Below are 23,372 nucleotides of genomic sequence, written 5' to 3'. Positions count from 1 at the left end.
CAACTCTTCTGGCGCTGAGCATAGAGTCATTCTTGAACGCGTTCAAGGCTTGCTTTTCAGTCGAGGAATCGGACAAATAATGGCAGAGTGGCGCACATGGATGATCGGGTAGCGGGTGCCCTGTCACTCCCGGACGATTGGCCCGCCCACCCGGACCTCAGCCTCGCCCTGAACCGAATGGGCAGCTTCGACTGGGATCTGGACAGCGGCCTCATGTACATGGACGAGCCCGCGCTCGAAGTGTTCGACCTGCGTCGCGACGAGTACGACGGCAGCCCCGGAGCCCTCGCCCCGCGCGTGCCCGCCGACGAGGCCCTCCGGCTCGACACCATGGTCAAACGGGCGCTCGAGAGCGGGCACGCCAACTACGGCGCGTACTTCCGCAGGAGGCAGCGGGACGGCAGCCTGTGCTGGACCCACACCCAGGGGTTCATCCGACGCGACGACAACGGCCGGCCCCGCCGCATCATCGGGATCGTCCGCGACGCCACCCAGGAGCTGGCCGAATCCACCGCCCGGCGGACCGTCGACGAGGAGCGGCGGCGCCGCACCAGCCTGGTCGAGGGCACCACGGCCGCGCTCGCCCACGCGCGGACGGTGAAGGACGTCACCGACGTACTGAAGAGTTCACGCGGTCTGGCCCACCTCGGCGCCACCAGCCTCGTCATGGGCCTGCTGGAATCGGGACGCATCCATCTGGTGGCCGACGGGCCCGAAGGGGCGTTCGTGCAGGGCACCCGGTACACCCGGATCGACGAGCCCTATCCGATGAGCGAGGTCATCCGCACCCTCGCCCCCCGCTTCATCGAGAGCTCCGAGGACTTCGCGCGTTCGTACCCGATCCTGTGGCCGCACATCAGCCACCTCGGCATCACCGCCGCCGCCTACATGCCCCTCATCGCCCAGGCCCGCCCGATCGGTGCGCTCGGGCTCCTGTACGGCAACAAGGCGGGTTTCACCAGCGACGAACGCAACCTGCTCGTCGCCCTCGGGAGCTCGATCGCGCAGAGTCTCCAGAGGGCCATGCTCTACGAGCAGGAACACGATCTCGCCGAGGGGCTCCAGCAGGCGATGCTGCCCCGCCGGATTCCCGAGGTGCCCGGGGCGCGGGTGGCCGTGCGCTACCGCTCGGCCCGGCTCGGACGTGACATCGGTGGTGACTGGTACGACATCATCGCGCTCCCGGGCGGGAGGGTCGGGGCCGTCATCGGTGACGTGCAGGGCCACGACACGCACGCTGCGGCCGTCATGGGGCAGCTCAGGATCGTGCTGCGCGCCTACGCGGCCGAGGGGCACAGCCCGGCCACGGTCATGGCGCGGGCCTCCGTCTTCCTGCACGAACTCGACACGGACCGCTTCGCGACCTGCACCTACGCCGAGGCCGACCTGACCACCGGAGTGGTCCAGCTGGTCCGGGCGGGCCATGTCGATCCGGCCCTGCGTGACGTCGACGGCAGCTGCCGCAAACTGCCCGTCGACGGCGGCCTGCCCCTGGGTCTCTCGGCGGAGTTCGGGCAGCTCGAATACCCGGTCAGCACCGTCGACCTGGATCCGGGCCAGACGCTGATCCTCTACACCGACGGAATGGTGGAGCTGCCGGGCACCGACCTCGACGACGGTATGCGGCTGCTGGCCGCGACCGTGCGGGAGGGGCCCGAGGACCTCCAGAAGCTCGCCGACCGGCTGTGCGAAGTCGTCGACGAGCGCGGCGGGGAGGACGACATGGCGTTGCTGCTCCTGCGCCGCAACGCCGCCCATGCCCCCCACCCGGGCGGCCGGCTCCAGCAGCACGTCGCGCAGAACGATCCGGAGGCGCTGACCTCCGCCCGGCACATGATCCGGGCGGCCGTACGCGCCTGGGGAGCCAAGGAGCGGGCGGACGAGGTGGAGCTCGCGGCCGGCGAACTGATCACCAACGCGCTGATGCACACCGACGGCGGAGCCATCGTCACGATCCGCGTGCTCACCGGCCCGGAGCGCCGCCTGCGGGTCGACGTCGAGGACCGCTCCAGCGCGCTGCCGCGCCGCAGGGAGGCGGGGGAGTCAGGGGTTTCGGGCCGGGGCCTCATGCTCGTCGACCGGCTGGCCGACGTATGGGGTGTGGAGTCCCGGGGGAACGGCAAGTGCGTGTGGTGCGAGTTCCTCATCCCGGACCACCGGTAGCGACACTTCCGGAACGCCGCGAGACTGTAACAGTACGTAACATGTCCATGCTTGACCGTAACTGACGTCGCGGGATTGACTGCGATCCCCGCCGTTCCGCTGTCGATGACGCGAGGCCCCGTTGAGTACCGAGCTTCTGGCACCTCTTGATCTGGCTTTCTGGCACCTCGAATCCGAGGCCCATCCGATGCACCTGGGCGCGCTCGCCGTCTTCGAACCGGTGGCCGGCGTGACCTCGCGGGACCTGCTCGATCTGCTGGGCGCCCGAGCCGCCGCCATTCCCCGGCTGCGCATGCGGGTGCGCGACGTCCTGCTGCCCGTGGGCGGCGCGGCGTGGTTCACCGACAAGGACTTCGACGTGCACCGGCACGTCAGGAGGGTGGTGCTCGCCGAGGGTGACTTCATGGCGGAGGCGAGCAGGCTCGCCGGTGAACTCATGGAGCGGCCTCTCGGGCGTGGCCTGCCGCCCTGGCAGATGTACCTCCTCGACAGCACGGCGGGCGGCCCGTTCGCCGTACTCGTGAAGCTGCACCACGCTCTCGCGGACGGGATGCGGGCCGTCGCCATCGGCGCCGGCATCTTCGACCAGATCGCCTCCGCCGGTGCCGGCCGGGGCGCGGTGCGCCGGCGCACGCCCGTGCCGCCGCGCTCCTGGCTCCCCGGGCCGTACGAAGCGGCGGGCATGGCACTCGACCGGCTCGGCGACGTCGGCCGGGCGTTGGGGGTCGGCGCTTCCGTCGTACGCGCGAGCCGCCTCGACCTGCGCGCCTCCACCCCCCTGACCGCCCGCTCCAGCGGGACGCGCCGGCTGGCCACCGCCGAACTCGACGCCGAGACGGTGCAGCGCGTCCGGCGGGCGGAGGGCGGCACGTCCAACGACGTCCTGCTCGGGGTGGTCGCCGGTGCGCTGCGCCGCTGGATGCTCGAACGCGGCGAGCGGCTTCCCGGCTCCGACCCGCGCGCCCTGGTGCCCGTCTCGCGGCGCAGGCCCGGCGGTGCGGCCACCGGCAACAAGCTCTCCGCCTACCTCCTCGGGCTGCCCGTCGGCGAACCCGACGCCCGGGAACGACTGCGCCTGGTGCGTACGGGCATGGACCGTAACAAGGCGGCCGGCCCGATGCGCGGCGCCGGAGCCGTCGCCGTGCTCGCGGACCAGCTGCCCGCGCTCGCGCACCGGTTCGGGGCGCCGCTGGCCGGGAACGCGGCGCGGATGCTCTTCGACATCCTGGTCACCAGCGTGCCCCTGCCCCGCTCGGCGCTCTCGCTCGCCGGCTGCCCCCTGCGCGCCGTCTACCCCATGGCGCCGCTGGCCCGTGGGCAGTCCCTGGCCGTGGCCCTCTCCACCTACGGCGGGCGGGTACAGGTCGGACTGGTCGCCGACGGCAAGGCGCTGCCCGATCTCGACCGGCTGGCCTCCGCGATGTGCGAAGAACTCCGCGACCTGCACGCTCTCGTACCCACCGTGCCTGCCCCCGCATGACAGGCAATCCCGCGGTGAGTGTTGACGCATCCGATTGATCCGATGAATAGTCCCTGTACGGACCACAACGGGTCGTCAGGGACCATCGGCGGGGGCGGCAGGGCATGAGGCGCAGCAGGCTCGGACACAGCGCGGTCGAGATAAGTGAGCTCTCCTTCGGGGCCGCGGCCATCGGCAATCTCTTCAGCGAGGTCGATCCCGCACAGGCCGCCGCCGCTGTCGACGCGGCGTGGGACGAGGGCGTCCGCTACTTCGACACCGCACCCCACTACGGCCTGGGCCTCTCCGAGCGCCGCCTCGGCGAGGCGCTGCGCCATCGCCCCAGGGACTCGTACGCGGTGTCCACGAAGGCCGGACGCCTGCTCGACCCGCTGACCGCCGACGAGAGCGCGGGCCTGCACGGACTCTCCGACGGATTCGCCGTGCCGCACACCCACCGCCGACGCTGGGACTTCAGCGCCGACGGCATCCGGCGCAGCATCGAGGAGAGCCTCGTACGCCTCGGCCTCGACCGCGTCGACGTCGTCTACCTCCACGATCCCGACGAGCACGGCGAAGCCGCATTCCGCGAGGGCTACCCCGCGCTGGAGCAACTGCGCGCGGAAGGCATGGTCGGAGCCATCGGCGCGGGCATGAACCAGACCGCCATGCTCACCCGCTTCCTGCGCGAGACCGATGTCGACGCCGTCCTCTGCGCCGGCCGCTACACCCTCCTGGACCACAGCGCCCTGGACACACTGCTGCCGGAGGCCGCTGCCCGGGGCCGCAGCGTGGTGGTCGGGGGAGTCTTCAACTCCGGGCTGCTCGCGGACCCCCGCCCCGGCGCGACCTACGACTACGCGGCGGCTCCCGCGTCCCTCCTCGACCGCGCCCTGCGCATGCGTACCGTCGCCGAAGCGCACGGCGTCCCGCTGCGTGCCGCCGCTCTGCACTACCCGCTGCGCCACCCCGCGGTCGCCGGGGTCCTCGTCGGAACCCGCTCCCCGGACGAGATGCGGGACGCCGCGGCCCGGCTGCGCGCCCCCGTACCCGAGGCGCTCTGGGACGATCTGCGGACCGAAGGGCTCCTGTGACATGCATCCGCAGCCGCTCGTCATCGATGCCCACCACCATGTGTGGGACCTCGACGTACGCGACCAGGAGTGGATCAGCGGCGAGGAACTCGCCCCCATCCGCCGCACCTTCACCCTTGACGACCTCGCACCCGAGGCCCGCGCGGCGGGGGTCGGCGCCACCGTCCTGGTCCAGACCGTCACCGTCGCCGAGGAGACGCCCGAATTCCTCGCACTGGCCCACGGCAGCGACCTCGTCGCCGGAGTCGTCGGCTGGACCGACCTCACGGCACCGGACGTCGCGGACACCCTCGCCGCGCTCCGTTCCCTGCCCGGCGGCGACCGGCTCGTCGGCATCCGTCATCAGGTCCAGGGCGAAACCGATCCGGAGTGGCTCCTGCGTCCGGACGTGCTGCGCGGGCTCCGGGCCGTCGCCGCCGCCGGCCTCGTCTACGACCTGATCGTCCGGCCGCACCAGCTGCCCGCGGCCACTCGTGCCGCCGAACTGCTGCCGGGGCTCACCTTCGTACTCGATCACGCGGGAAAGCCGCCGGTCGCCCTCGGGACCACCCGGCCCTGGGCCGACGGGCTGCGGGCGCTTTCCGCGCTGCCCAACACCGTGTGCAAGCTCTCCGGACTGGTCACGGAGGCCGACCCGCGCTCCTGGACGGTCGAGGACCTGCGCCCGTACGCGGACACCGTGATCGAGGCCTTCGGCCCTGGCCGGCTGATGTTCGGCTCCGACTGGCCGGTGTGCCGGCTCGCGGCCGGGTACGCAGAGGTCCTCGACGTCGCACGCGAGCTGACCGGCCGGCTCGGGGAGGACGAACAGCGGTCCGTCTTCGCCGGCACGGCGCGACGGGTCTACGGACTGAGGCCTCCCTCCCTCCGGCCGGGGTGCGCCCCGCAGGCATGAGCCGAGCCGGTGCGGCAGGCTGGAGTCATGCCCGAACTGCCGGAAGTCGAAGCCCTGCGGGACTTCCTCGACGACCACCTGGTCGGCAAGGAGATCGCCCGGGTCCTCCCGCTCGCCATCAGCGTCCTGAAGACGTACGACCCGCCGCTCACGGATCTGGCGGGAACCACCGTCTCCGCCGTGGGCCGGCACGGGAAGTTCCTCGACATCACGGCCGGGGAACTCCACCTCCTCATCCACCTCGCGAGGGCGGGCTGGTTGCAGTGGAAGGACAGCTTTCCCGCGACCCCGCCACGGCCGGGCAAAGGACCGCTCGCCCTGCGTACGGTCCTCACCGGCGGCGACGGCTTCGACCTGACCGAGATGGGCACCACCAAACGCCTCGCCGTGCACCTGGTGCACGACCCCGCGGACGTGCCCGGGGTGGCCCGCCTCGGGCCCGATCCGCTCGCCGATTCCTTCGACCGGGACGCGTTCGCGACACTGCTCGGCGAGGTACGCCGGCAGGTCAAGGGAGCGCTGCGCGACCAGTCGCTGATCGCGGGCATCGGCAACGCCTACAGCGACGAGATCCTGCACGTCGCGAAGATGTCCCCGTTCAAGCTGACCACCAGCCTCGGCGACGACGACATCACCCGTCTGTACAACGCGATGCGCACCACGCTCAAGGACGCGGTCGAACGTTCCCGGGGCGTCGCCGCCGGCCGGCTCAAGGCCGAGAAGAAGACCAGCATGCGCGTCCACGGCCGCACCGGGCAGCCCTGTCCCGTGTGCGGGGACACCGTCCTGGAGGTGTCGTTCAGCGATTCCTCGCTCCAGTACTGCCCCACCTGCCAGACGGGCGGCAAGCCGCTCGCCGACCGCCGGCTCTCCCGGCTGCTGAAGTAGCGGCGCAGGTCACCTCCGCCGTCGCACGGACGGCGGAGGCGGCCCGGGCCGCAGCTGGCGCGCGTACGCCGCCAGATGACGCACCACCACGCCGAACTCGCCCACCTGGACCACGCACGCGGAGCACTCCACGAGATGCTCCTCGAAACGGCAGGCGTCGGCGACGCAGAGCACTCCGAGCGCGTAGGCTCCGGCGTCGCGGTGCGGTTCGGTGGCGGGCATGTCCTCAGATACGTCACGGAGCCGTGAGGTACTCACCCGGGGCGGCGAGCGCGGACTCGCGGACCAGGACGAAGCCGGGTGTTCTGCGAGCGGCACCCATCGGCCCGACCGGGAGGGCGAGGTTAAACTCCGGCCTCATGCTGCGCGTACTCGCCGTCGACGACGAAGAACCCGCCCTGGAGGAGCTCCTCTACCTGCTGCGCGCCGATCCCCGCATCGGGAGCGCCGAGGGTGCCACGGGAGCCACCGAGGCGCTGCGCCGCATCGGGAGCGCGGTCGACGCCGGGCCCGACGACCCCTCCGCGATCGACGTCGTGTTCCTGGACATCCACATGGCGGGCCTGACCGGACTCGACGTCGCCCAGCTCCTGGCCGGCTTCGCCGCACCCCCGCTCATCGTCTTCGTCACCGCCCACGAGGGCTTCGCCGTCCACGCCTTCGACCTGAAGGCCGTCGACTACGTCCTCAAGCCGGTCCGCCGCGAGCGCCTGGCGGAAGCCGTACGCCGCGTCGCGGAGCAGGTCGGCGAACGCTCCGCCTCCGTGACCGACGCCGCCGCCGACCAGATCGCGGTCGAGCTGGGCGGCGTGATCCGCTTCGTGCCCGTCGAGGACATCGCCTACGCCGAGGCCCAGGGCGACTACGCCCGGCTGCACACGGCGAGCGGCAGCCACCTCGTCCGGATCCCGCTGACCACCCTGGAGGAGCGCTGGCGCTCCCGGGGGTTCGTACGCATCCACCGCCGCCATCTCGTCGCGCTCACCCGGATCGACGAACTCCGGCTCGACGCCGGCAGCATGAGCGTCCGCATCGGAGAGGCCGAGCTGGCCGTCAGCCGTCGCCACACGCGGGCCCTGCGCGATCTCCTGATGAGGCAGACCGGCCGCTGACCTGGCCCTACCGTCGGCCACCCCTTCCCAGCCGCCCCCGAGCCGCCTAAACTCCGGCCCCATGTCCGCAGAGAGCACGCCCCGGCGCGAAGTGGTCATGGGCGAGCCCCGGCGCGTACGTCCGCTGCCCCGCTACCGCGCCCAGTCGGAGATCGACGAGCAGACCGCGCTCGGCGGCGCCTACGTGCGCTCCCTGATGCGCAGCCAGCTCCGTGCCGGGCTCACGACCTTCGCCGTGCTCGCGCTCGTCGCCGGAACCCTGCCTCTCGTCTTCGAGGCCCTGCACAGCGACGCCGTCGTCTGGTCCGTGCTCGGCTTCGCCACCTACCCACCGCTCACGCTCGCCGCATGGTGGTACGTGCGCCGTGCGGAGCGGAACGAACGTGACTTCGCCCGGCTCGTGGAAGGCCGTCCCGCACCGTGAGCCTCTCCGGCCACCCGGCAGCGGTGGCGGCGGTCGCCCTCGTCGTCCTCGCCACCGTGCTCGTCGGAGGGTTCGGCCTGCGGATATCCCGTACCACCTCCGACTTCTACGTCGCCTCCCGGACCGTACGGCCGCGGCTCAACGCCGCGGCGATCAGCGGCGAGTACCTCTCCGCGGCCTCCTTCCTCGGCATCGCGGGGCTCGTCCTGGTGCACGGCCCCGACATGCTCTGGTATCCGGTCGGCTACACCGCCGGCTATCTGGTGCTGCTGGTCTTCGTGGCGGCCCCGCTGCGCCGCTCGGGTGCCTACACCCTTCCGGACTTCGCCGAAGGGCGCCTCGAATCACGTCAGGTGCGCCGTCTGGTCAGCGTGTTCGTCGTCGGGGCCGGCTGGGTGTACCTCGTGCCGCAGCTCCAGGGGGCCGGCCTCACGCTCAAGATCCTCACCGGTGCGCCGGCCTGGCTCGGTGACGTGCTCGTCGCCTCCGTCGTGGTGGTGGCCGTCGCGGCGGGCGGCATGCGCTCGATCACCTTCGTGCAGGTGTTCCAGTACTGGCTGAAACTCACCGCGCTGCTGGTGCCGGCGATCTTCCTGGTGCTGGCCTGGCAGGGTGACGGCAGCCCGCGCGTCAGCTTCGACGAGCAGGTCTCCGTGTTCCGCGCCGACCATCCGCTCTACGCGACGTACGGACTCATCGTGGCGACCTTCCTCGGGACGATGGGCCTGCCGCACGTCGTGGTCCGCTTCTACACCAGCCCCAACGGCCGCGACGCCCGCCGGACCACGGTGGCCGTTCTCGCCCTGATCGGCCTGTTCTACCTCCTGCCCCCTGTGTACGGGGCCCTCGGCCGGCTGTACGCACCCGAGCTCATCCACGGCGGCGATGCCGACGCCGCCGTACTGCTGCTGCCGGCCCGGGTGATCGGCGGCCTCGGCGGCGACCTGCTGGGCGCGCTGCTGGCGGGCGGCGCGTTCGCGGCGTTCCTCTCGACGGCGTCCGGGCTCACCATGGCCGTGGCCGGGGTGATCACCCAGGACGTCCTGCCCTCGCGAGGCGTACGCCATTTCCGGCTGGCCACGCTCCTTGCCATCGCGGTGCCGCTGGCCGGCTCGCTGGTGGTCAGCCGGGTGCCCGTCGCCGACGCGGTGGGGATGGCCTTCGCCGTGTCCGCGTCGTCCTTCTGCCCCCTGCTCGTCCTCGGCATCTGGTGGCGGCGGCTCACACCCCCGGGCGCGATCGCCGGGCTGCTGCTCGGGGGCGGCTCCGCGCTGCTCTCCGTCGCCATCACCGTCAGCGGCGCGGTGCGCCCGCCGGGCTGGCCGCACGCCTTGCTGGCCTGGCCCGCCGTCTGGTCCGTGCCTGTCGGCTTCCTCGCGATGATCCTCGTCTCCCTGGCCACACCGGGACGGATCCCGCAGGGCACCAACGCGGCCATGACCCGCTTCCATCTCCCGGAAGCGCTGACCTCGGGGCGAGGACGATGACCGGGGCCGGTGTCGCCGCCATCGCCGTACTCGCCCTGCTGCTGTTCGGCACGGGCTTCCTCCTGGGGCGCACCGCCCGTCCCGTGCGCACCAGCGATGTCGGCACACCCGTCGAGCACGCCACGTTCGAGACCCTGCACACGGCCTCGCTCGCCGCGCCCCCGCTGCGCGCCGGACTCACCGAGGAGAGCGCGCGCAGAGCGGCACGCGGCCTGCGCTCGCTGCTCGGCACCGACGCCCTGTGCCTCACCGACCGCGACCGGGTGCTGGTCTGGGACGGTGAGGGAGAGCACCACGGCAAGGACGTGATGCACCATGTCCAGGGGCTCCTGGGCAGCGGAAGGGACACCGCCTTCCACAGCGACTGCGGCGACCTCGACTGTCCGCTGCGCTGGGCCGTGGCCGTACCGCTGACGGTCGACCACCGGGTGCTCGGGACGCTCGTCGCCTACGCGCCCCGCGAGTCGGCGGTGCTGGCGAGGGCGGCGGGGGAGGTGGCCCGCTGGGTCTGCGTACAGCTCGAACTCGCCGAGCTCGACCGCTCCCGGACGCAGCTGATCGAGGCCGAGATCAAGGCCCTGCGGGCGCAGATCTCCCCGCACTTCATCTTCAACTCCCTGGCCGCCATCGCGTCGTTCGTCCGGACGGACCCCGAGCGCGCACGGGAACTGCTGCTGGAGTTCGCCGACTTCATCCGCTACTCGTTCCGCCGGCACGGCGAGTTCACCACCCTCGCCGACGAGCTGCACTCCATCGACCAGTACCTGGCGCTGGTGCGGGCCCGTTTCGGGGAGCGGCTCTCCGTGAGACTCCAGGTGGCCCCGGAGGTGCTGCCCGTGGCCCTGCCGTTCCTCTGTCTCCAGCCCCTGGTCGAGAACGCCGTCAAGCACGGTCTGGAGGGTGCCGTCACGCTGCCCAGGCCGCTCGGCGGTGAACGCCCGGGGGACGCCCCGATCCGCATCACGATCAGCGCCCTCGACGCCGGCGCCGAGGCCGAGGTGGTCATCGAGGACGACGGGACGGGGATGGAGCCCGAGCGCCTTCGGCAGGTCCTGCGCGGTGAGGGCGGCGCCTCATCCGGCATCGGCCTGCTCAACGTGGACGAGCGGCTGCGCCAGGTGTACGGCGACGAGTACGGGCTGGTCATCGAGACGGGCGTGGGAGCGGGCATGAAGATCACCCTGAGGCTGCCCAAGTACCGCGCGGGCGTGCACGGTTCATGACCCGCGGCCGGTTCGCGCCGTCCGGAAGGGCAGGCCCTTGGGGGCTTGCCCGCTTGCCTGCCGGCCCTCCCGGCTCGGCGCGGTAGGCCCTGCGCTGCCCGCCGGATCAGTACAGGTGGACCGCCAGATGCCCCAGCGGCAGCCCCAGCTGCCAAGCGGGTGTCCACACCTGCGCCTCGCCCTCCTCCTCGTCGCCCACCGGCTCCCACGGCTGCGGGCCGATCGCGTCGAGATCCGCGGCCAGCAGCTCGGTCTCCTCCAGCCACCGCCAGGCCGCCCGCGCCAGTGCGAGGTCGGGATCGTGCTGCCCCGGCGGGACGGTCGGCCGCTCCAGCGCGGCCAGCCGCGCGCAGACCCACCGTCTCCACGCGGCCCCGTATGCCGTGAGCAGCCGCAACTCGTCCATCCGGGCGGCCGGCAGTTCCTCGGCCACGGCCCCGTCGGACAGGAAGATCGTCAACGCGAGCGCGTCACGCCCCGCGCGGTACTCCAGGGTCGTCGGCTCCATCAGGTCACCGGTCGCCAGCATCTCGTCGGCGATGTACTCGGAGTACATCCAGGCCATCGGGACCAGCAGGCCGCCCCCGCCGGTTCCTTCATGATGTTCGGGACGCATCCCGTCTCGCCTCTTTCGTTCGACTCGGCACCCGGCTCCACGCAGCATTGAACCGGGGGCGCGCGGCCCGCGTGGCCAGAAGAGCAGGATCCGTCGGGAGATTCGAGGTGCGATGAGTGTCGAGCGCGGGGGTGACGTGCATGTACGGCAGCTGCTGGGCGCCTACGTCCTGGACGCCCTGGCCGCCGACGAGAGCGTTCTCGTCGCCGGGCACCTCCAGCGATGCGAGCCCTGCGCCGCGGCCTACGTGGAGGTCGCGGACGCGGTCTCCCTGCTGGCGCTGCTCAGCGTGGAAGACCTGCTGGAATAGCCGGGGAGGCTGCGCGAGAGCAGCCGCAGCGCGTAGTAGGAACGGGACTTGACGGTACCCGGGGGTATGCCGAGCACCTGCGCGGTCTCGCCGACGCTGAGCCCGCGGAAGTAGATCTGCACGAGCACCGCCCGGTGCTCGGGGCTGAGCGTCCTGACGGCCTCGCGCACGTCGAGGGCGTGGACCGCCGAGTCCGCCGTGTCCTCCTGCGCCGGGGAGCTCTCCAGGACCATGTCGCTGACCTCCGCCGGACGCGCCTGGCGGGACCTGCGGGCGTCGATGGCGAGTCGCCGGGCGACGGTGAAGAGCCAGGGCCGCATCGACTCGTACGGCGCGTCGAACGCCTCCGGGTGCAGCCAGGCGCGCACCAGCGTCTCTTGCAGAAGATCCTCCGCGCGCTGCCGGTCGCCGAACGTCAGCCCCAGCAGGAAGTGGAACAGCGCGGGTCCGTGTTCCCGCTGGAGCTCCGCGAGGGCCCGCTCATCGGTCGTCGTGGTGGTCATCGTGAACGTCCTTTCCCGAAGGGGCCCCTGACGCCTCGCTCCGCCTGGCGTATACGAACGCATCTGGGCTCGGGGGAACAGGCGGTGCACCGAGATGTGCGCCGAGCGGTCGCACGGAGCGGCGAGTGGTGCGGTGAACGGTCAGCCGACACCGATACGGCCGTTTCAGGTACTTGATGGCCTTTGTCCTTGACTCACCAGTATGAATATATGTGTATTCGGGTGGCCGGAATCATCCGAACTGGGAGTCGTGCCGATGACGAAGCGCATCCGACAGGGCGCGGCGATCGCCGTCGCCGGTCTGCTCGCCACCGCAACCGCCTGCACCGGGCAGCAGTCCACACCCGGGTTCGCCGGGAGGCATCTCTCCGCCGAGCGGGGAGCGAACGGGGCGGGAGCGGCGGCCCACGACGGGCGCACCTTCACCCTGCTGGCGTCGGGCGACATCCTGCCGCACTCGACGATCATCGACCGCGCTGCGGCGGACGCGGGCGGCAGGGGTTACGACTTCCGCCCGATGCTCAAGGGCGCGGCACCGGCGGTCTCCGGCGCGGATCTGGCCATCTGCCACATGGAGACGGTGTACGGGCAGCGGGGCGGCCCGTACACGGGCTACCCGGCCTTCAAGTCGCCTCCCGAGGTCGCTACAGCCCTGCGCGCCACCGGCTTCGACTCCTGCTCCACGGCCTCCAACCACACCCTGGACGACGGCGCACAGGGCATCGGACGGACGCTCGACGCACTGGACCGGGCAGGCGTCGCGCACGCCGGGTCCGCCCGCTCCGCCGAGGAGGCGGCTCGGCCGACCCTGCTCAGGGCGGGCGAGGGCAAGGACGCGGCCAAGGTCGCCCACCTCGCGTACACCTACGGCACGAACGACCTGCCGCTGCCCGCCGGGCAGCCCTGGGCGGTCAATCTGATCGACAAGGACCGGATCGTCGCGGACGCGAGGGCCGCGCGCAAGGCAGGTGCCGACGTGGTCGTCGTCTCCTTGCACTGGGGCACCGAATGGCAGGACGCCCCCGACGACGTGCAGCTCGGGCTCGGCCGGGAGCTCACCGCGTCCGGCACGGGCGAACGCCCCGACATCGATTTGATCATCGGAACGCACGCCCACGTCCCCCAGGCATACGAGAAGGTCGGCGGCACCTGGATCGTCTACGGCATGGGCAACCAGATCGCCGGATCCATGGTCAACCACGACGGGGTCCACGACCCACGCGCGGGCGAGAGTTCGATGGGCCGCTTCACCTTCGCGCCGCCCGCGAAACCCGGGCAGCGCTGGACGGTGAAGAAGGCCGAGTTCCTCCCGCAGTGGTTCGACGCGGAAGCGGGGCGCATCGTCGGCCTCGGCTCCACGGCCTCCGGCGGCGACGCCCGGCTGAGCGAGATCCGGGACCGCGTCAGCGGGGTCGTGCTCAGCCGCGGCGCCGCCCAGGACGGACTGGTGTCCGGCAGGTGACGGAAGCGGCGCGCCCTGGCCTACAGGACCAGGGTGACGGGCCGTCGCCCTGACCTACGGGACCACGGTGACGGGCCAGCGCCCCGCCTTGACCAGGCGCACCGCCACCGACCCGACGAAGCGGTGCCCGGCCGACTCCGACGCCCCCACCACCACGGCATCCGCCTTCAACTCGTCGGCCGCCGTCACGAGCCCGTTGTACGGATCACCGTGGAAGGTGTGGAACTCCCAGCGGACGTTCCATATGTCCTTGAGCCGCTCGGTCGACTCCCTGATCTCGCTCACGAGCCCCTCGGCGACCTCCCCGGTCGTGTCGGCGACCGGGGCTCCCAGGGCGACGCCGGCCGACATCACGGGCTGGACGTAGACGAGTGCGAGCATTGCCCCCTGCCGGCGGGCGAGTCCCGCCGCGTACGCCGCGGCCCGCATCGAGGACTCCGAGCCGTCGATGCCGGCGACGATCACCTTGGGGCCGTCGGTGCCGCGCTCGAACCGATGGCGTTGCTGGTCAGTCACGGCCCTGAGGTTAGCCGCTCCCGCCGGGCGCGACCCCGGCAGCCTCCCCTGCCACTGGCCTCGGCCCCGCAGGCCACCCCCGGGACTCGTTCCATCGGGTGCAAATCGGTGCATCCCAGGTGTCGGGAGACGACGCGGACGGAAGTTTGTGCGAGCAGTTGGTCATGAAGCATGATCAGATTTCTTCGGACCGCCGTAGCCTGCTGCGTCTCGCCCTGGCCATGGGGGCCGCCACCACGGTGCACATGGTCGCCGCGGACCCGGCCGGCACGCCGGTGCGGCCCGGGGGCGAGCCACCGGCGCCGGCCTCGGGGCCGCCGGCGAGAGCCCAGGCCGGCCCCGGGACCTACCGGCTGCGCCCGATGACGTCGGCCACCCCGCCCCGCTTCCGGCCCGCCACGCCGCCCGTCCGCACCCGACCCTTCGAGGAACTGCCGGAGCTGGGCCGTGACGCGGTGGTGCTCAGCTTCGACGACGGCCCCGACCCGCGGTACACACCCGAGATCCTGGCCACACTGCGGACGTACGACGTCCGCGCGATGTTCTTCGTCTGCGGCGAGATGGCGGCGGACAACGCCGACCTGCTCCGCGAGATGGCGGACGACGGGCACGTGGTCGGCAACCACTCCTGGTCGCATCCGCTGGTCCCCAAGCTCTCCCGGGCCGGGATCCGCGACGAACTGGGCAGCACCAGTGAGGTGATCGAGAAAACGCTGGGCGCTCCGCCGCTCTGGTACAGGGCGCCCTACGGCGCCTGGAACCGCAACTCCTTCGAGATCGGTGCCGCGATGGGGATGGAGCCGCTGGCCTGGACCGTCGACACCCTGGACTGGACCATGCCGGGTACCGACACCATCGTCCGCCGGGTGAAGAAGGGCGCGGCGCCAGGCGTCGTGGTGCTGTCGCACGACGCGGGCGGTGACCGGTCCCAGAGTGTGGCAGCGCTGCGTCGGTATCTGCCCGCGCTCATCGAGAGGGGCTACCGCCCGACCGTCCCGCACCGCAGCTGACGGCGGTGCGGGACCCCGGCACGGTTCAGCGGGTCTCGACCAGCCGGGCGAAGACCACGACGTTCCCGTCGTATCCGCCGGCCTTCGTGTACCCCCCGCCGCAGGTGATGACCCGCAGTTCGGCGTGGCCGGTGTCGCCGTACACGAGGGGGCCGGGGAAGTCGTTCTTGGAGAAGACCTCGACGCCGTAGATCTCGAACACGGCCGTCCGGCCGTCGAACCGGGACACCTCGATCTGCTGGCCCTTCGTCAGGGATCCCAGCCCGTAGAAGACCGCCGGACCCGACAGGTTGTCCACGTGGCCGACGACCACCGCGGTGCCGCGCTGTCCGGGGGCGATGCCGTTCTGGTACCAGCCGGCGAGATTCGGGTCCTGGGCCGGGGGCGCCTCGATCCAGCCGGCCGGATCCAGGTTCACATCGACGATGGGCGCGTCGACCTGGATCGACGGGATCTGCACGCGGGAGGCGGGGGCGTAGGCGAGCGGCTGCACCGGCTCGCTGTCGGCCGGTGCGGACACCGCCGAGTCCCGAGGGCCCGCCACCGAGGCCGCGGCTGCGGGCTGCGGGGGGCCGGGGGACGTCTCCACGCCGTTCCGCATCAGAGCGAGCCCGGTGAGCATCACCAGAGCGATCGCGCCCCACGGTGTGTGCCTTCTCCGCTCCGCGCCCCACTGGTCCCGGCCCATGGTTCTCCCTTCGTCGCGACATCGCACACGCTAGGCGGGCGCCCGCGCGGCGGCGATCAGGGAGGAGCGAACGGGTGGCCGCCGACCGGGCACCGGTCACAGCGACTTCATTTCGGAGTAATGAGCGGATAAAAGTTCTGACGGTCCGTGACCTGCGGCTCCGTCAGATACGTCCGGCGTCGTACGGCGTGTCGGCTCACCGGGGTGGAGCAGTGCCGAAGTGCGACGAATGGCATATCTGGTGAGGGTTTGTCATGGGACGCGTTCTCGTCGAATGATTCCGGAGGACAGGACTCCGGGGCGCTTCCCGCTGGAGGTTCAACGATGCGTGCTTCACGCACTCTCGCGGTGACCGCGACCGCGTTCGCGGCCGTCGGGCTCGCCGCACCGCTGGCCGCCGCAGGCGGCGGCCCGGGCAGCAACCCGACGAACGTACCGACCAATGTCACCGTCAACCCTTCCGCGGTCCACCAGGGCGCCACGATGCAGGTCAGTGCGGAGGGTTGCGGCCGTTCCGGCGGCAAGGTGTGGTCGAACGCCTTCCCGACGGTGAACCTCTCGCCGGGCCGGGTCGGCTACGCGACGGCGCACATCAGGGATGACGCGACGCCCGGTCAGTACAGCCTGTCCGTGCGCTGCAACGACAGCGGCAACAACTTCGGTGGCGGCAACGGAGGTGACGGCGGCCAGGGTGGCAACGGCGGCGACCGCGGCCAGGGTGGCGACCGCGGTCAGGGCAACCAGGGTGGCAACGGCGGCCAGGGCGGCAACGGCGGCAATGGCGGCCAGGGTGGCAACGGCGGTCAGGGTGGCAACGGCGGTCAGGGCGGCAACGGAGGGAACGGGGACCCGGTCGCGACGGCCCGCTTCACCGTGCTTCCCTCCCGGGGCGCCCAGGGTGGCCTCGGTGGCTCGATGGGGCCCAGCTCCGTCGAGATGCAGGTCGGCGGAGGCCTCGTCGCAGCCGCTGCCGTCGGCGGTGCCGTGTTCGTCGTCCGTCGCCGGATGAGCAATGCGGCGATCTGACGCGTCCAACTTCCCGTCCGGCCCGATACGCCCGTCGCCCCGAGTCCTGGATCAGGACCCGGGGCGACTGCCGTGCCGGCAGGGGGTGGCCGGCTCTCAGTGCTGACGGCTGGTACGCCGTTTGCGCAGGAAGTAGACCGAGCCGGCCGCGGCGGCCGCCACGAGCGCGGAGCCGGCCGCGATCTCCGCGGGGTCCATCGTGTCGACGCTGCCGCCGAGACCACCCAGCACCCCGCTCGGGGAGGCCGTGGAACTGGTCGTGGGGGCGGTGGTCGGGGAGGCAGAGGGGGAACTGGTGGCAGCACTCGTGATGGTCAGATTGGCCGACCGGGTGGTGGTGCCGCAGCGGAAGGTCACCTCGTAGACCGCGCCCCGACGGGCGTCCCAGTCGACCGTTGCCGTGGCCGAACGGCCGCTCGGGATGGTGGTGGTGTCGAACACGCCCGAGAACGCGGTCGCGTCACTGGTGCACCCCATGGCGCCGAGGGTCACCTGACCTCCCGGCGCGACCGTCGACGGAGTGATGGTCGGCGTGAACGAGGTGGACGTGCCGCCGGTGGGGGCAAGAGCCGATGCGGTGGGAGCAGTCAGAAGGAAGGCGGCGGCGCCCAGCAGGGCGGCGGGTGCGACACGTATCGCGCGCATGGTGAATCCTCCGGGTCCCGGGGGGCAGCCGCGGAACGGATTTCCGCGAGCGATGAGAAATGCCCCTCGATGCCCGAAACGGTAGAAGTGCTACATACCACCCGCGATCGGGGTCAGGCCAATGGGGCTATCTTGTCCCCCGGCCGGCTCACCGGCCGGGGGACAAGGCAGCGGTTCGCTAACCCTTCGCGGCGTGCGGGAAGAGGTCGACGAACGGGGCCGTGGTCGCCGAGATGCCGCGGCCGAACGGCGCGTCGAAGTCCCAGATCAGGAAGAGCAGGAAGGCGATCAGCACGCTGAAGAGGCCGGCCAGCAGCAGTTCGCGGAAGGTTCTGCGGATCTGAAGCGTGAAGATCAGCCCTACCGTCACCACCGCCCCCGTGATCAGGCCGAACCAGACCACCCCCGGCATGGTCGCGCCCGCGTTCTGTCCCCGCGCCCCCCGTGCGTCGTCGACCGCGGCCACCTGGTCCACCAGCGGCTGGTACGCCTGCCCTTCGTGGTCCGTGCGTGGTACGTACTCCGTGACGTCGGCGCGTACACGGTCCAGGAGCTTCGTGCCCTCCTCGGTGAGGCTCCCGTGGTCCGTCATCCACCTCCACTCGTCGCCCACCACATGAGCCACGTACGCGTCGACGTCGGCGCGGATGCGGTCGCGTACCTCGGCCGGGTAGACGGCCGACCGAGCGCTCACCTCGTGCAGTGCCTGGGCCTCCAGACGTACGGATTCCTGGGCGGCGCCGCGCGCCTCCCAGACGCCTGCGATGGCCAGGCCGAGCACGATCGCGTACACCACGCCGATCATCATCGTCATGTACTCGATGACGTCGGGGGTCTCGGACGGATCGTCGTCCTCGGCGAGGCGGCGGTTGCTGAGGACCGCGATCGTCAGGACGACGGCGCAGGCCGACGCCATCGCGATCGTGAGTACAAGCCATTCGGACATGGGTTCCCTTTGTCGGTCAGCGGGAGGAGCGGGGCCGCAGCACGGCCACGGCGAAGACGGCGGGCGCGGTGATCAGAAGAGTGAGCGAGACCAGTGACGGTCCGCTCCGGGGCGTCTTGCGGGGTGGCTTCCGGTAGGACGGGAGCGCCACGGGCGACGGGGCGGGTGGGGTGGGGCGCGCGGTGGTCCGCGTCGGCGACGGTTCCGGCTCGGGTTCCGGCCGGGGCGGCTCGGGGGCGGGCGGTGGCGGAGGCGGAGGCGGAGCAGGAGCCGGCGCCGGGGGCGGAGGTGGAGGAGGGGGTGGTGGCGGAGGGGGTGGTGGAGGCGGGGGCGGCGAAGGCGGAGGGGGTGGCTCGGGCGGGGGTTCGGGCTCGGCGATGACCGCCCCGCACCGCCCCTCGCCCGCCACGGCGATGGACGAGCTGCCGTCGCCCTGGCCGATGGAGGCGACAGCGCAGTCGTCACCGGCCGCGGCGGGCAAGGGGACGGTGAGCAGCAGGAGCAGGGTGGCGGCCGTCATCCGCCATATGCGTGATCCGTACACGCCGGGGAGCATGTTCCCCTCAGCGGCCGCACACGCGGAGGTATGCGCCGATTCCCCTGATGGTGGGGACATTGGGCGATTCACGTTTGCGCCCGCCGAAACTTCTTGTCACCCGGTTGAACGTCCCGGTACCCGTCGCCCGTACCTAGGGCCGACAGAGACGTGGGCCCGCGTCGCGAACGGCAGCAGGACAACAGGAGTCGACATGAATACCTGGCGGAACGCCTCGCTCGTGGTGACGGCGCTGGCCCTGGTGGCACTGACGACGGCGTGCGGTCAGGAGAAGGGCACCTCCACCGACGGTCAAGCCGTGGGCAACGCCCTGCCCGCGCAGCAGCAGGCGGAGAGCGGATACGGCTCGGACGGAGGGTACGGATCGAATGCCGGTGCGAGTGCCGCCCCGAAGGAGGCCGGACAGCTCGCGGTGTGGGACAGCAAGGAGCTGGGCAAGGTGCTGACCGACGGCGAGGGCTTCACGCTCTACCGCTTCGACAAGGACACCGCGGACCCGCCGGCCTCGAATTGCGAGGGCGACTGTGCGAAGACCTGGCCTGTGGTGCCGGCGCGCAACGCCACGGCCGCGGCGGGGACCGACGCCTCACTGATCGGGAAGGTCGCCCGGGACGACGGCACCGAACAGTTGACGGTCGGCGGCTGGCCGGTCTACCGCTATGCCGCGGACACCGAACCCGGGGACGCCAACGGGCAGGGGGTCGGAGGGACGTGGTTCGCCGCCGCTCCGGACGGAAAGAAAGCGGCACCGAGCGCCGACGCTCCAGCCGGTGGAGGGCGGGCCGACGCCGCCGGACTTTCGGTCCGTAAGGATCCGGAACTCGGGGACATCGTCGTCGACAAGCGCGGCATGACGGTTTACCGCTTCAAGAAGGACTCGGCCTGGCCGATGAAGTCCGCGTGCACGGGCGACTGTCTCAAAAAGTGGCCCGTGGTCAGCCCCGTGGCGAAGAATGATGTCGCGGGTGTCACCACGAAGGGATTCGTCACGTTCAACCGGCCCGACGGTATCGATCAGCAGTCGCTCGACTGCTGGCCCCTCTACACCTTCTCGGGTGACGCCAGGCCGGGGGACACCAACGGCCAAGGTGTCGGGGGGACATGGTACGCAGTCACCCCCGACGCGAAGCTGGCCGGAGTGTCCAAGTAGGAGCAGGAGACCCCGTGGTACCGGTCCGTCGCTGAATGTGTACACGCAGCGACGGATCTGCCGCACTTGCCTCCGGCGTGTGACCAATAACGGATCTCGAATTTCCGTTTCCGCTCGCTCTCCTGGCGGCCGATCAGTAGCCTCTGGTCCACACTGACCATGAACATGGCCGGATCGCCGTGGCGACTTGTTGGAGACATCGATGGAGCGTCCCGCCTGGGCACCGCAGGGCATAGACATCTCGATGCCGAGCGTGTCTCGCATGTATGACTTCTATCTGGGCGGATCGCACAATTTCGAGGTGGACAGGGAAGCGGCCCGCAAGGCCATGGAGTTCATGCCTGGCCTGCCCAAGATCATGCAGGCCAATCGGGCATTCATGCGGCGGGCGGTGCAGTACGCCGTCTCTTCGGGCGTCAATCAGTTCCTGGACATAGGGTCCGGTATACCGACGTTCGGAAATGTCCATGAAGTCGCCCAGGCGGCCGACCCGGAAGCCAGGATCGCCTACGTGGACCATGACCCGGTCGCGGTCGCACACAGCCAGGTGGTTCTCGAGGGCAACGAGCGAGCGGTCATCGCCGCCGCCGATCTGCGCAAGCCGCAGGAGATCCTGGAACACCCGGAGGTCAGGGGCCTCCTCGATCTGGACAAGCCCGTGGCGCTCCTCCTGGTGGCGGTGCTCCACTTCATCGAGGACGCCGACGATCCGTACGCCGCGGTGGCCGAGCTGCGCGAGGCGCTGGCCCCCGGCAGCCTGATCGTCCTGACGCACGCCTCGTACGAGGGGATTCCGCTCACCCAGGAGGTGGCGGGCGGGACGGTCGGCGTCTACCGCACCATCCGCAATCCGCTGATCATGCGTTCGCGCAAGGAGATCAGCCGTTTCTTCGAGGGGTTCGAGATGGTGGAGCCCGGGCTCGTGGCCATGCCCGAGTGGCGTCCGGAGTCCGCGGAGGCGCTCGCGCAGGAAGACCCCTTCACCTACTCGGGCTTCGCCGGGGTTGGGCGCACGGCGTGAGCATTCCCGCCCAGTCGTCCGGCGCGCCGGACGCGGAGCCCGACGGCCCCGAAGGCCGGCTCCGGAGATTCGCCACCATCTGGAGCCGGGCGATCTTCCCCTCCACGGCCACCTCCATGACCCGCCCCGAGTTCGAGGAACACCTGCTGCCGCTCGCCCGCGAGCTCAGCGCGATCCTCCACGCCCGGGTCTTCGACGCGGCGCCCGCGCACCGCGTCGGCGCCGCCCTGGTGGCAGCGCACTGCACCGACCCCGACGCCCTGAGCTCCACCCTCGGCGTCGTCGACTCGTACCTGGTGCTCTACTGCGGCGGCAACGGCCCCGTGGAGCTGTCCACCGAGGACAGCAGAGCGCGGTGCGCGCGGATCCAGCACCTGCTCGCCGGAGGCTTCACCCAGGCACTGCGCGAGCGGACGCTCGCCGAGCAGGAGGCCATCGCCCGCTCTGCCCTCATCGCCCGCTCGAACGCCGAACAGGCCCTGCACGCCACCGAGGCGCGCTTTCGCGCCGTCTTCAAGGACGCCGCCATCGGGATCGGGATCGCCGACCTCGAAGGCAACATCCTGGAGATCAACGACACGCTCACCCGGATGTTCGGCGGTCTGGAGAACCACGTCCGCAGCCACAAGGTGAACGAATGGGTTCATCCCGAGGACTCGCCCCACGTGTGGAAGTACTACGACGAACTGGTGCGCGGGGAGCGCGAGCACTACAGCGTCGAGAAGCCGTACTACCGCAACGACGGCACCGTGCTCTGGACCAACCTCACCGTGTCCCTGCTGCGGGACGCGGAGGGGCGGCCCGAGTACCAGCTCGCCCTGATGGAGGACACCACCGAACGGCGGTTGCTCAACCTGCGACTGCGCTACGAGGCCACCCACGACGCACTCACGGGCCTGCCCAACCGGACGCTGTTCTTCGAGCGCCTGGAGAAGGCCCTCGCGCCCCGGGAAGGCATGCGCTTCGGGCTCTGCTACCTCGACCTGGACGGCTTCAAGGCGATCAACGACAGCCTCGGGCACGCGGCGGGGGACCGGCTCCTGGTGGAGATCGCCGACCGGCTCCAGAGCTGCGCCACGGCCCCCGGCGAGATGGTCGCGCGGCTCGGCGGCGACGAGTTCGTGGCCCTCACGACGGGCCCGGACACCGAGGAGGACGTCCACGAGCTGGCCGGACGCATCCTCTCCGCGCTCGGCACACCGGTGCGTCTGGACGGCCGGGAGCTGACCGTACGCGGATCCGTCGGCATCGTCGAAGGCCCGTCGGGCGAACGCACCGCCGCCGAGGTGCTGCGCAGCGCGGACATCACGATGTACCGGGCCAAGGCGGCCGGTGGCAACCGCTTCGCGCTCGCGGACGCCGAGGCGGACGCCCGGGCCATCACGCGGCACGGACTGACCACGGCGCTGCCCACGGCCCTGGACCGCGGCGAGTTCTTCATCGAGTACCAGCCGCTGGTCCACCTGGGGGACGGCAGTGTGCACGGTGCCGAGGCACTGGTGCGCTGGTGCCACCCGCAGCACGGGGTGCTCGGGCCGGACCGCTTCATACCGCTCGCGGAACACACGGGGCTGATCGTGCCTCTCGGCCGCTGGGTGCTCGAGGAGTCCGTGCGGCAGGCGAACTTCTGGCAGGAACGCCACACCGACGGCGGCCCGCTGCGGATCAACGTCAATCTCTCCCCGGCCCAGCTGCACCACCCGAGCCTGGTCGCCGAGACCGTCGACGTACTGGAGCGTTCCGGACTCGAACCCGGCGCACTCTGTCTGGAGGTCACCGAGTCCGCCCTGATCGGCGCTGACGACGATCTGCTCAAGCCACTGCGCCAACTGGCCGAGATGGGCGTCGACATCGCGCTCGACGACTTCGGCACCGGCTACTCGAATCTGGCGAACCTGCGCCGTCTGCCGGTGAGCGTACTCAAGCTGGATCGTTCCTTCACGCAGGGCATGCAGCACCACCCGGCCGACCCGGTGGACCTGAAGATCGTCGAGGGCATCGTCTCGCTGGCCCACAGTCTCGACCTCGCGGTCACGGTCGAGGGCGTGGAGACCGGCGCCCAGGCCGAACAGCTGAGGCAGCTCGGCTGCGACACCGCGCAGGGGTGGTACTACGCGCGTCCGGGCGCCCCGGACCGCATCCACGCGCTGGTGCTGGCGGACGCGGTCTGACGGAGCC

Annotated in this window: 24 protein-coding genes; 16 read left to right on the top strand and 8 right to left on the bottom strand. The window is 71.2% G+C overall.

All coding sequences use genetic code 11. The features are described from left to right. The first annotated feature begins 96 nt into the window (after window positions 1-96). From ABZY45_RS23800 to ABZY45_RS23780, 5 genes are all read left to right on the top strand, one after another. Window positions 97-2,163, top strand: coding sequence for a SpoIIE family protein phosphatase (locus ABZY45_RS23800; protein ID WP_356742752.1), 2,067 nt, complete (start codon window positions 97-99; stop codon window positions 2,161-2,163). Between the two features lie 121 nt (window positions 2,164-2,284). Beyond that, window positions 2,285-3,643 (top strand): wax ester/triacylglycerol synthase family O-acyltransferase, encoded by a 1,359-nt coding sequence (locus tag ABZY45_RS23795; protein ID WP_356742750.1) that lies wholly within the window; start codon window positions 2,285-2,287, stop codon window positions 3,641-3,643. A 104-nt stretch (window positions 3,644-3,747) separates the two neighbouring features. Further along, on the top strand, window positions 3,748-4,716 hold the full coding sequence (locus ABZY45_RS23790; protein WP_356742748.1) for an aldo/keto reductase: 969 nt from the start codon (window positions 3,748-3,750) through the stop codon (window positions 4,714-4,716). Window position 4,717: 1 nt separating this feature from the next. After that, entirely contained in the window at window positions 4,718-5,611 is an 894-nt protein-coding gene (locus ABZY45_RS23785; RefSeq protein WP_356742746.1) for an amidohydrolase family protein, read from the top strand. Between the two features lie 27 nt (window positions 5,612-5,638). Next, on the top strand, window positions 5,639-6,499 hold the full coding sequence (locus ABZY45_RS23780; RefSeq protein WP_356742745.1) for a DNA-formamidopyrimidine glycosylase family protein: 861 nt from the start codon (window positions 5,639-5,641) through the stop codon (window positions 6,497-6,499). 9 nt (window positions 6,500-6,508) lie between these two features. On the opposite strand, the gene ABZY45_RS23775 is transcribed toward ABZY45_RS23780, so the two are convergent. Both ABZY45_RS23775 and ABZY45_RS23770 read right to left on the bottom strand, forming a co-directional pair. Further along, window positions 6,509-6,721 carry a hypothetical protein gene (locus ABZY45_RS23775; RefSeq protein WP_356742970.1) on the bottom strand — a complete coding sequence of 71 codons (213 nt, stop codon included), beginning with the start codon at window positions 6,719-6,721 and terminating at the stop codon, window positions 6,509-6,511. Between the two features lie 13 nt (window positions 6,722-6,734). Further along, entirely contained in the window at window positions 6,735-6,860 is a 126-nt protein-coding gene (locus ABZY45_RS23770; protein WP_356742743.1) for a hypothetical protein, read from the bottom strand. Between ABZY45_RS23770 and ABZY45_RS23765 the strand changes: the two genes are divergently transcribed. The 4 genes from ABZY45_RS23765 to ABZY45_RS23750 all read left to right on the top strand — a co-directional run bounded on the left by ABZY45_RS23765 (window position 6,859) and on the right by ABZY45_RS23750 (window position 10,745). Then, the gene (locus ABZY45_RS23765) at window positions 6,859-7,611 is read left to right on the top strand and encodes a LytTR family DNA-binding domain-containing protein (RefSeq protein ID WP_356742741.1); all 753 of its coding nucleotides are present in this window, start codon (window positions 6,859-6,861) and stop codon (window positions 7,609-7,611) included. The two genes, ABZY45_RS23770 and ABZY45_RS23765, sit on opposite strands and share 2 nt — an antisense overlap. A 61-nt stretch (window positions 7,612-7,672) precedes the next feature. Continuing rightward, entirely contained in the window at window positions 7,673-8,035 is a 363-nt protein-coding gene (locus ABZY45_RS23760) for a hypothetical protein (protein WP_356742739.1), read from the top strand. Continuing rightward, window positions 8,032-9,522: a cation acetate symporter gene (locus tag ABZY45_RS23755; RefSeq protein ID WP_356742737.1), complete on the top strand. Its 1,491-nt coding sequence runs from the start codon at window positions 8,032-8,034 to the stop codon at window positions 9,520-9,522. The genes ABZY45_RS23760 and ABZY45_RS23755 overlap by 4 nt, the downstream gene beginning before the upstream one ends. Continuing rightward, the gene (locus ABZY45_RS23750; RefSeq protein WP_356742736.1) at window positions 9,519-10,745 is read left to right on the top strand and encodes a histidine kinase; all 1,227 of its coding nucleotides are present in this window, start codon (window positions 9,519-9,521) and stop codon (window positions 10,743-10,745) included. The genes ABZY45_RS23755 and ABZY45_RS23750 overlap by 4 nt, the downstream gene beginning before the upstream one ends. 106 nt (window positions 10,746-10,851) lie before the next feature. Here the strand turns inward: ABZY45_RS23750 and ABZY45_RS23745 are convergent, their stop codons facing one another. Next, window positions 10,852-11,361, bottom strand: coding sequence for a hypothetical protein (locus ABZY45_RS23745; RefSeq protein WP_356742734.1), 510 nt, complete (start codon window positions 11,359-11,361; stop codon window positions 10,852-10,854). Between the two features lie 112 nt (window positions 11,362-11,473). Here ABZY45_RS23745 and ABZY45_RS23740 point away from each other — a divergent pair, with 112 nt between their 5' ends. After that, complete coding sequence (locus ABZY45_RS23740) at window positions 11,474-11,671, top strand: zf-HC2 domain-containing protein (protein ID WP_356742732.1); 198 nt, start codon at window positions 11,474-11,476, stop codon at window positions 11,669-11,671. Here the strand turns inward: ABZY45_RS23740 and ABZY45_RS23735 are convergent. Continuing rightward, window positions 11,605-12,174: a sigma-70 family RNA polymerase sigma factor gene (locus ABZY45_RS23735; RefSeq protein WP_356742730.1), complete on the bottom strand. Its 570-nt coding sequence runs from the start codon at window positions 12,172-12,174 to the stop codon at window positions 11,605-11,607. The genes ABZY45_RS23740 and ABZY45_RS23735 overlap by 67 nt on opposite strands. A 256-nt stretch (window positions 12,175-12,430) precedes the next feature. On the opposite strand from ABZY45_RS23735, the gene ABZY45_RS23730 reads away from it, so the two are divergent. Continuing rightward, window positions 12,431-13,636 carry a CapA family protein gene (locus tag ABZY45_RS23730; RefSeq protein WP_356742728.1) on the top strand — a complete coding sequence of 402 codons (1,206 nt, stop codon included), beginning with the start codon at window positions 12,431-12,433 and terminating at the stop codon, window positions 13,634-13,636. 54 nt (window positions 13,637-13,690) lie between these two features. Here the strand turns inward: ABZY45_RS23730 and ABZY45_RS23725 are convergent, their stop codons facing one another. Continuing rightward, on the bottom strand, window positions 13,691-14,152 hold the full coding sequence (locus ABZY45_RS23725) for a universal stress protein (protein WP_356742727.1): 462 nt from the start codon (window positions 14,150-14,152) through the stop codon (window positions 13,691-13,693). Between the two features lie 164 nt (window positions 14,153-14,316). Here ABZY45_RS23725 and ABZY45_RS23720 point away from each other — a divergent pair, with 164 nt between their 5' ends. Then, entirely contained in the window at window positions 14,317-15,162 is an 846-nt protein-coding gene (locus ABZY45_RS23720) for a polysaccharide deacetylase family protein (protein WP_356742725.1), read from the top strand. 25 nt (window positions 15,163-15,187) lie between these two features. Here the strand turns inward: ABZY45_RS23720 and ABZY45_RS23715 are convergent, their stop codons facing one another. Then, complete coding sequence (locus ABZY45_RS23715) at window positions 15,188-15,850, bottom strand: class F sortase (RefSeq protein WP_356742723.1); 663 nt, start codon at window positions 15,848-15,850, stop codon at window positions 15,188-15,190. A 324-nt stretch (window positions 15,851-16,174) separates the two neighbouring features. Between ABZY45_RS23715 and ABZY45_RS23710 the strand changes: the two genes are divergently transcribed. Beyond that, window positions 16,175-16,876: a hypothetical protein gene (locus tag ABZY45_RS23710; RefSeq protein WP_356742721.1), complete on the top strand. Its 702-nt coding sequence runs from the start codon at window positions 16,175-16,177 to the stop codon at window positions 16,874-16,876. Between the two features lie 96 nt (window positions 16,877-16,972). Here the strand turns inward: ABZY45_RS23710 and ABZY45_RS23705 are convergent, their stop codons facing one another. Continuing rightward, complete coding sequence (locus tag ABZY45_RS23705; RefSeq protein ID WP_356742720.1) at window positions 16,973-17,521, bottom strand: hypothetical protein; 549 nt, start codon at window positions 17,519-17,521, stop codon at window positions 16,973-16,975. Window positions 17,522-17,699: 178 nt separating this feature from the next. After that, window positions 17,700-18,467 carry a hypothetical protein gene (locus ABZY45_RS23700; RefSeq protein ID WP_356742719.1) on the bottom strand — a complete coding sequence of 256 codons (768 nt, stop codon included), beginning with the start codon at window positions 18,465-18,467 and terminating at the stop codon, window positions 17,700-17,702. Between the two features lie 749 nt (window positions 18,468-19,216). On the opposite strand from ABZY45_RS23700, the gene ABZY45_RS23695 reads away from it, so the two are divergent. From ABZY45_RS23695 to ABZY45_RS23685, 3 genes are all read left to right on the top strand, one after another. Further along, window positions 19,217-20,173, top strand: coding sequence for an SCO0930 family lipoprotein (locus ABZY45_RS23695; protein ID WP_356742718.1), 957 nt, complete (start codon window positions 19,217-19,219; stop codon window positions 20,171-20,173). A 202-nt stretch (window positions 20,174-20,375) separates the two neighbouring features. Beyond that, on the top strand, window positions 20,376-21,194 hold the full coding sequence (locus ABZY45_RS23690) for an SAM-dependent methyltransferase (protein ID WP_356742716.1): 819 nt from the start codon (window positions 20,376-20,378) through the stop codon (window positions 21,192-21,194). Continuing rightward, window positions 21,191-23,365 (top strand): EAL domain-containing protein, encoded by a 2,175-nt coding sequence (locus tag ABZY45_RS23685; protein ID WP_356742715.1) that lies wholly within the window; start codon window positions 21,191-21,193, stop codon window positions 23,363-23,365. The genes ABZY45_RS23690 and ABZY45_RS23685 overlap by 4 nt, the downstream gene beginning before the upstream one ends. Window positions 23,366-23,372 lie beyond the last annotated feature (7 nt).

The sequence above is a fragment of the Streptomyces sp. NPDC006516 genome, assembly GCF_040611875.1.
Lineage (GTDB): Bacteria > Actinomycetota > Actinomycetes > Streptomycetales > Streptomycetaceae > Streptomyces.
This window is presented reverse-complemented; position numbering and strand designations above follow the sequence as displayed.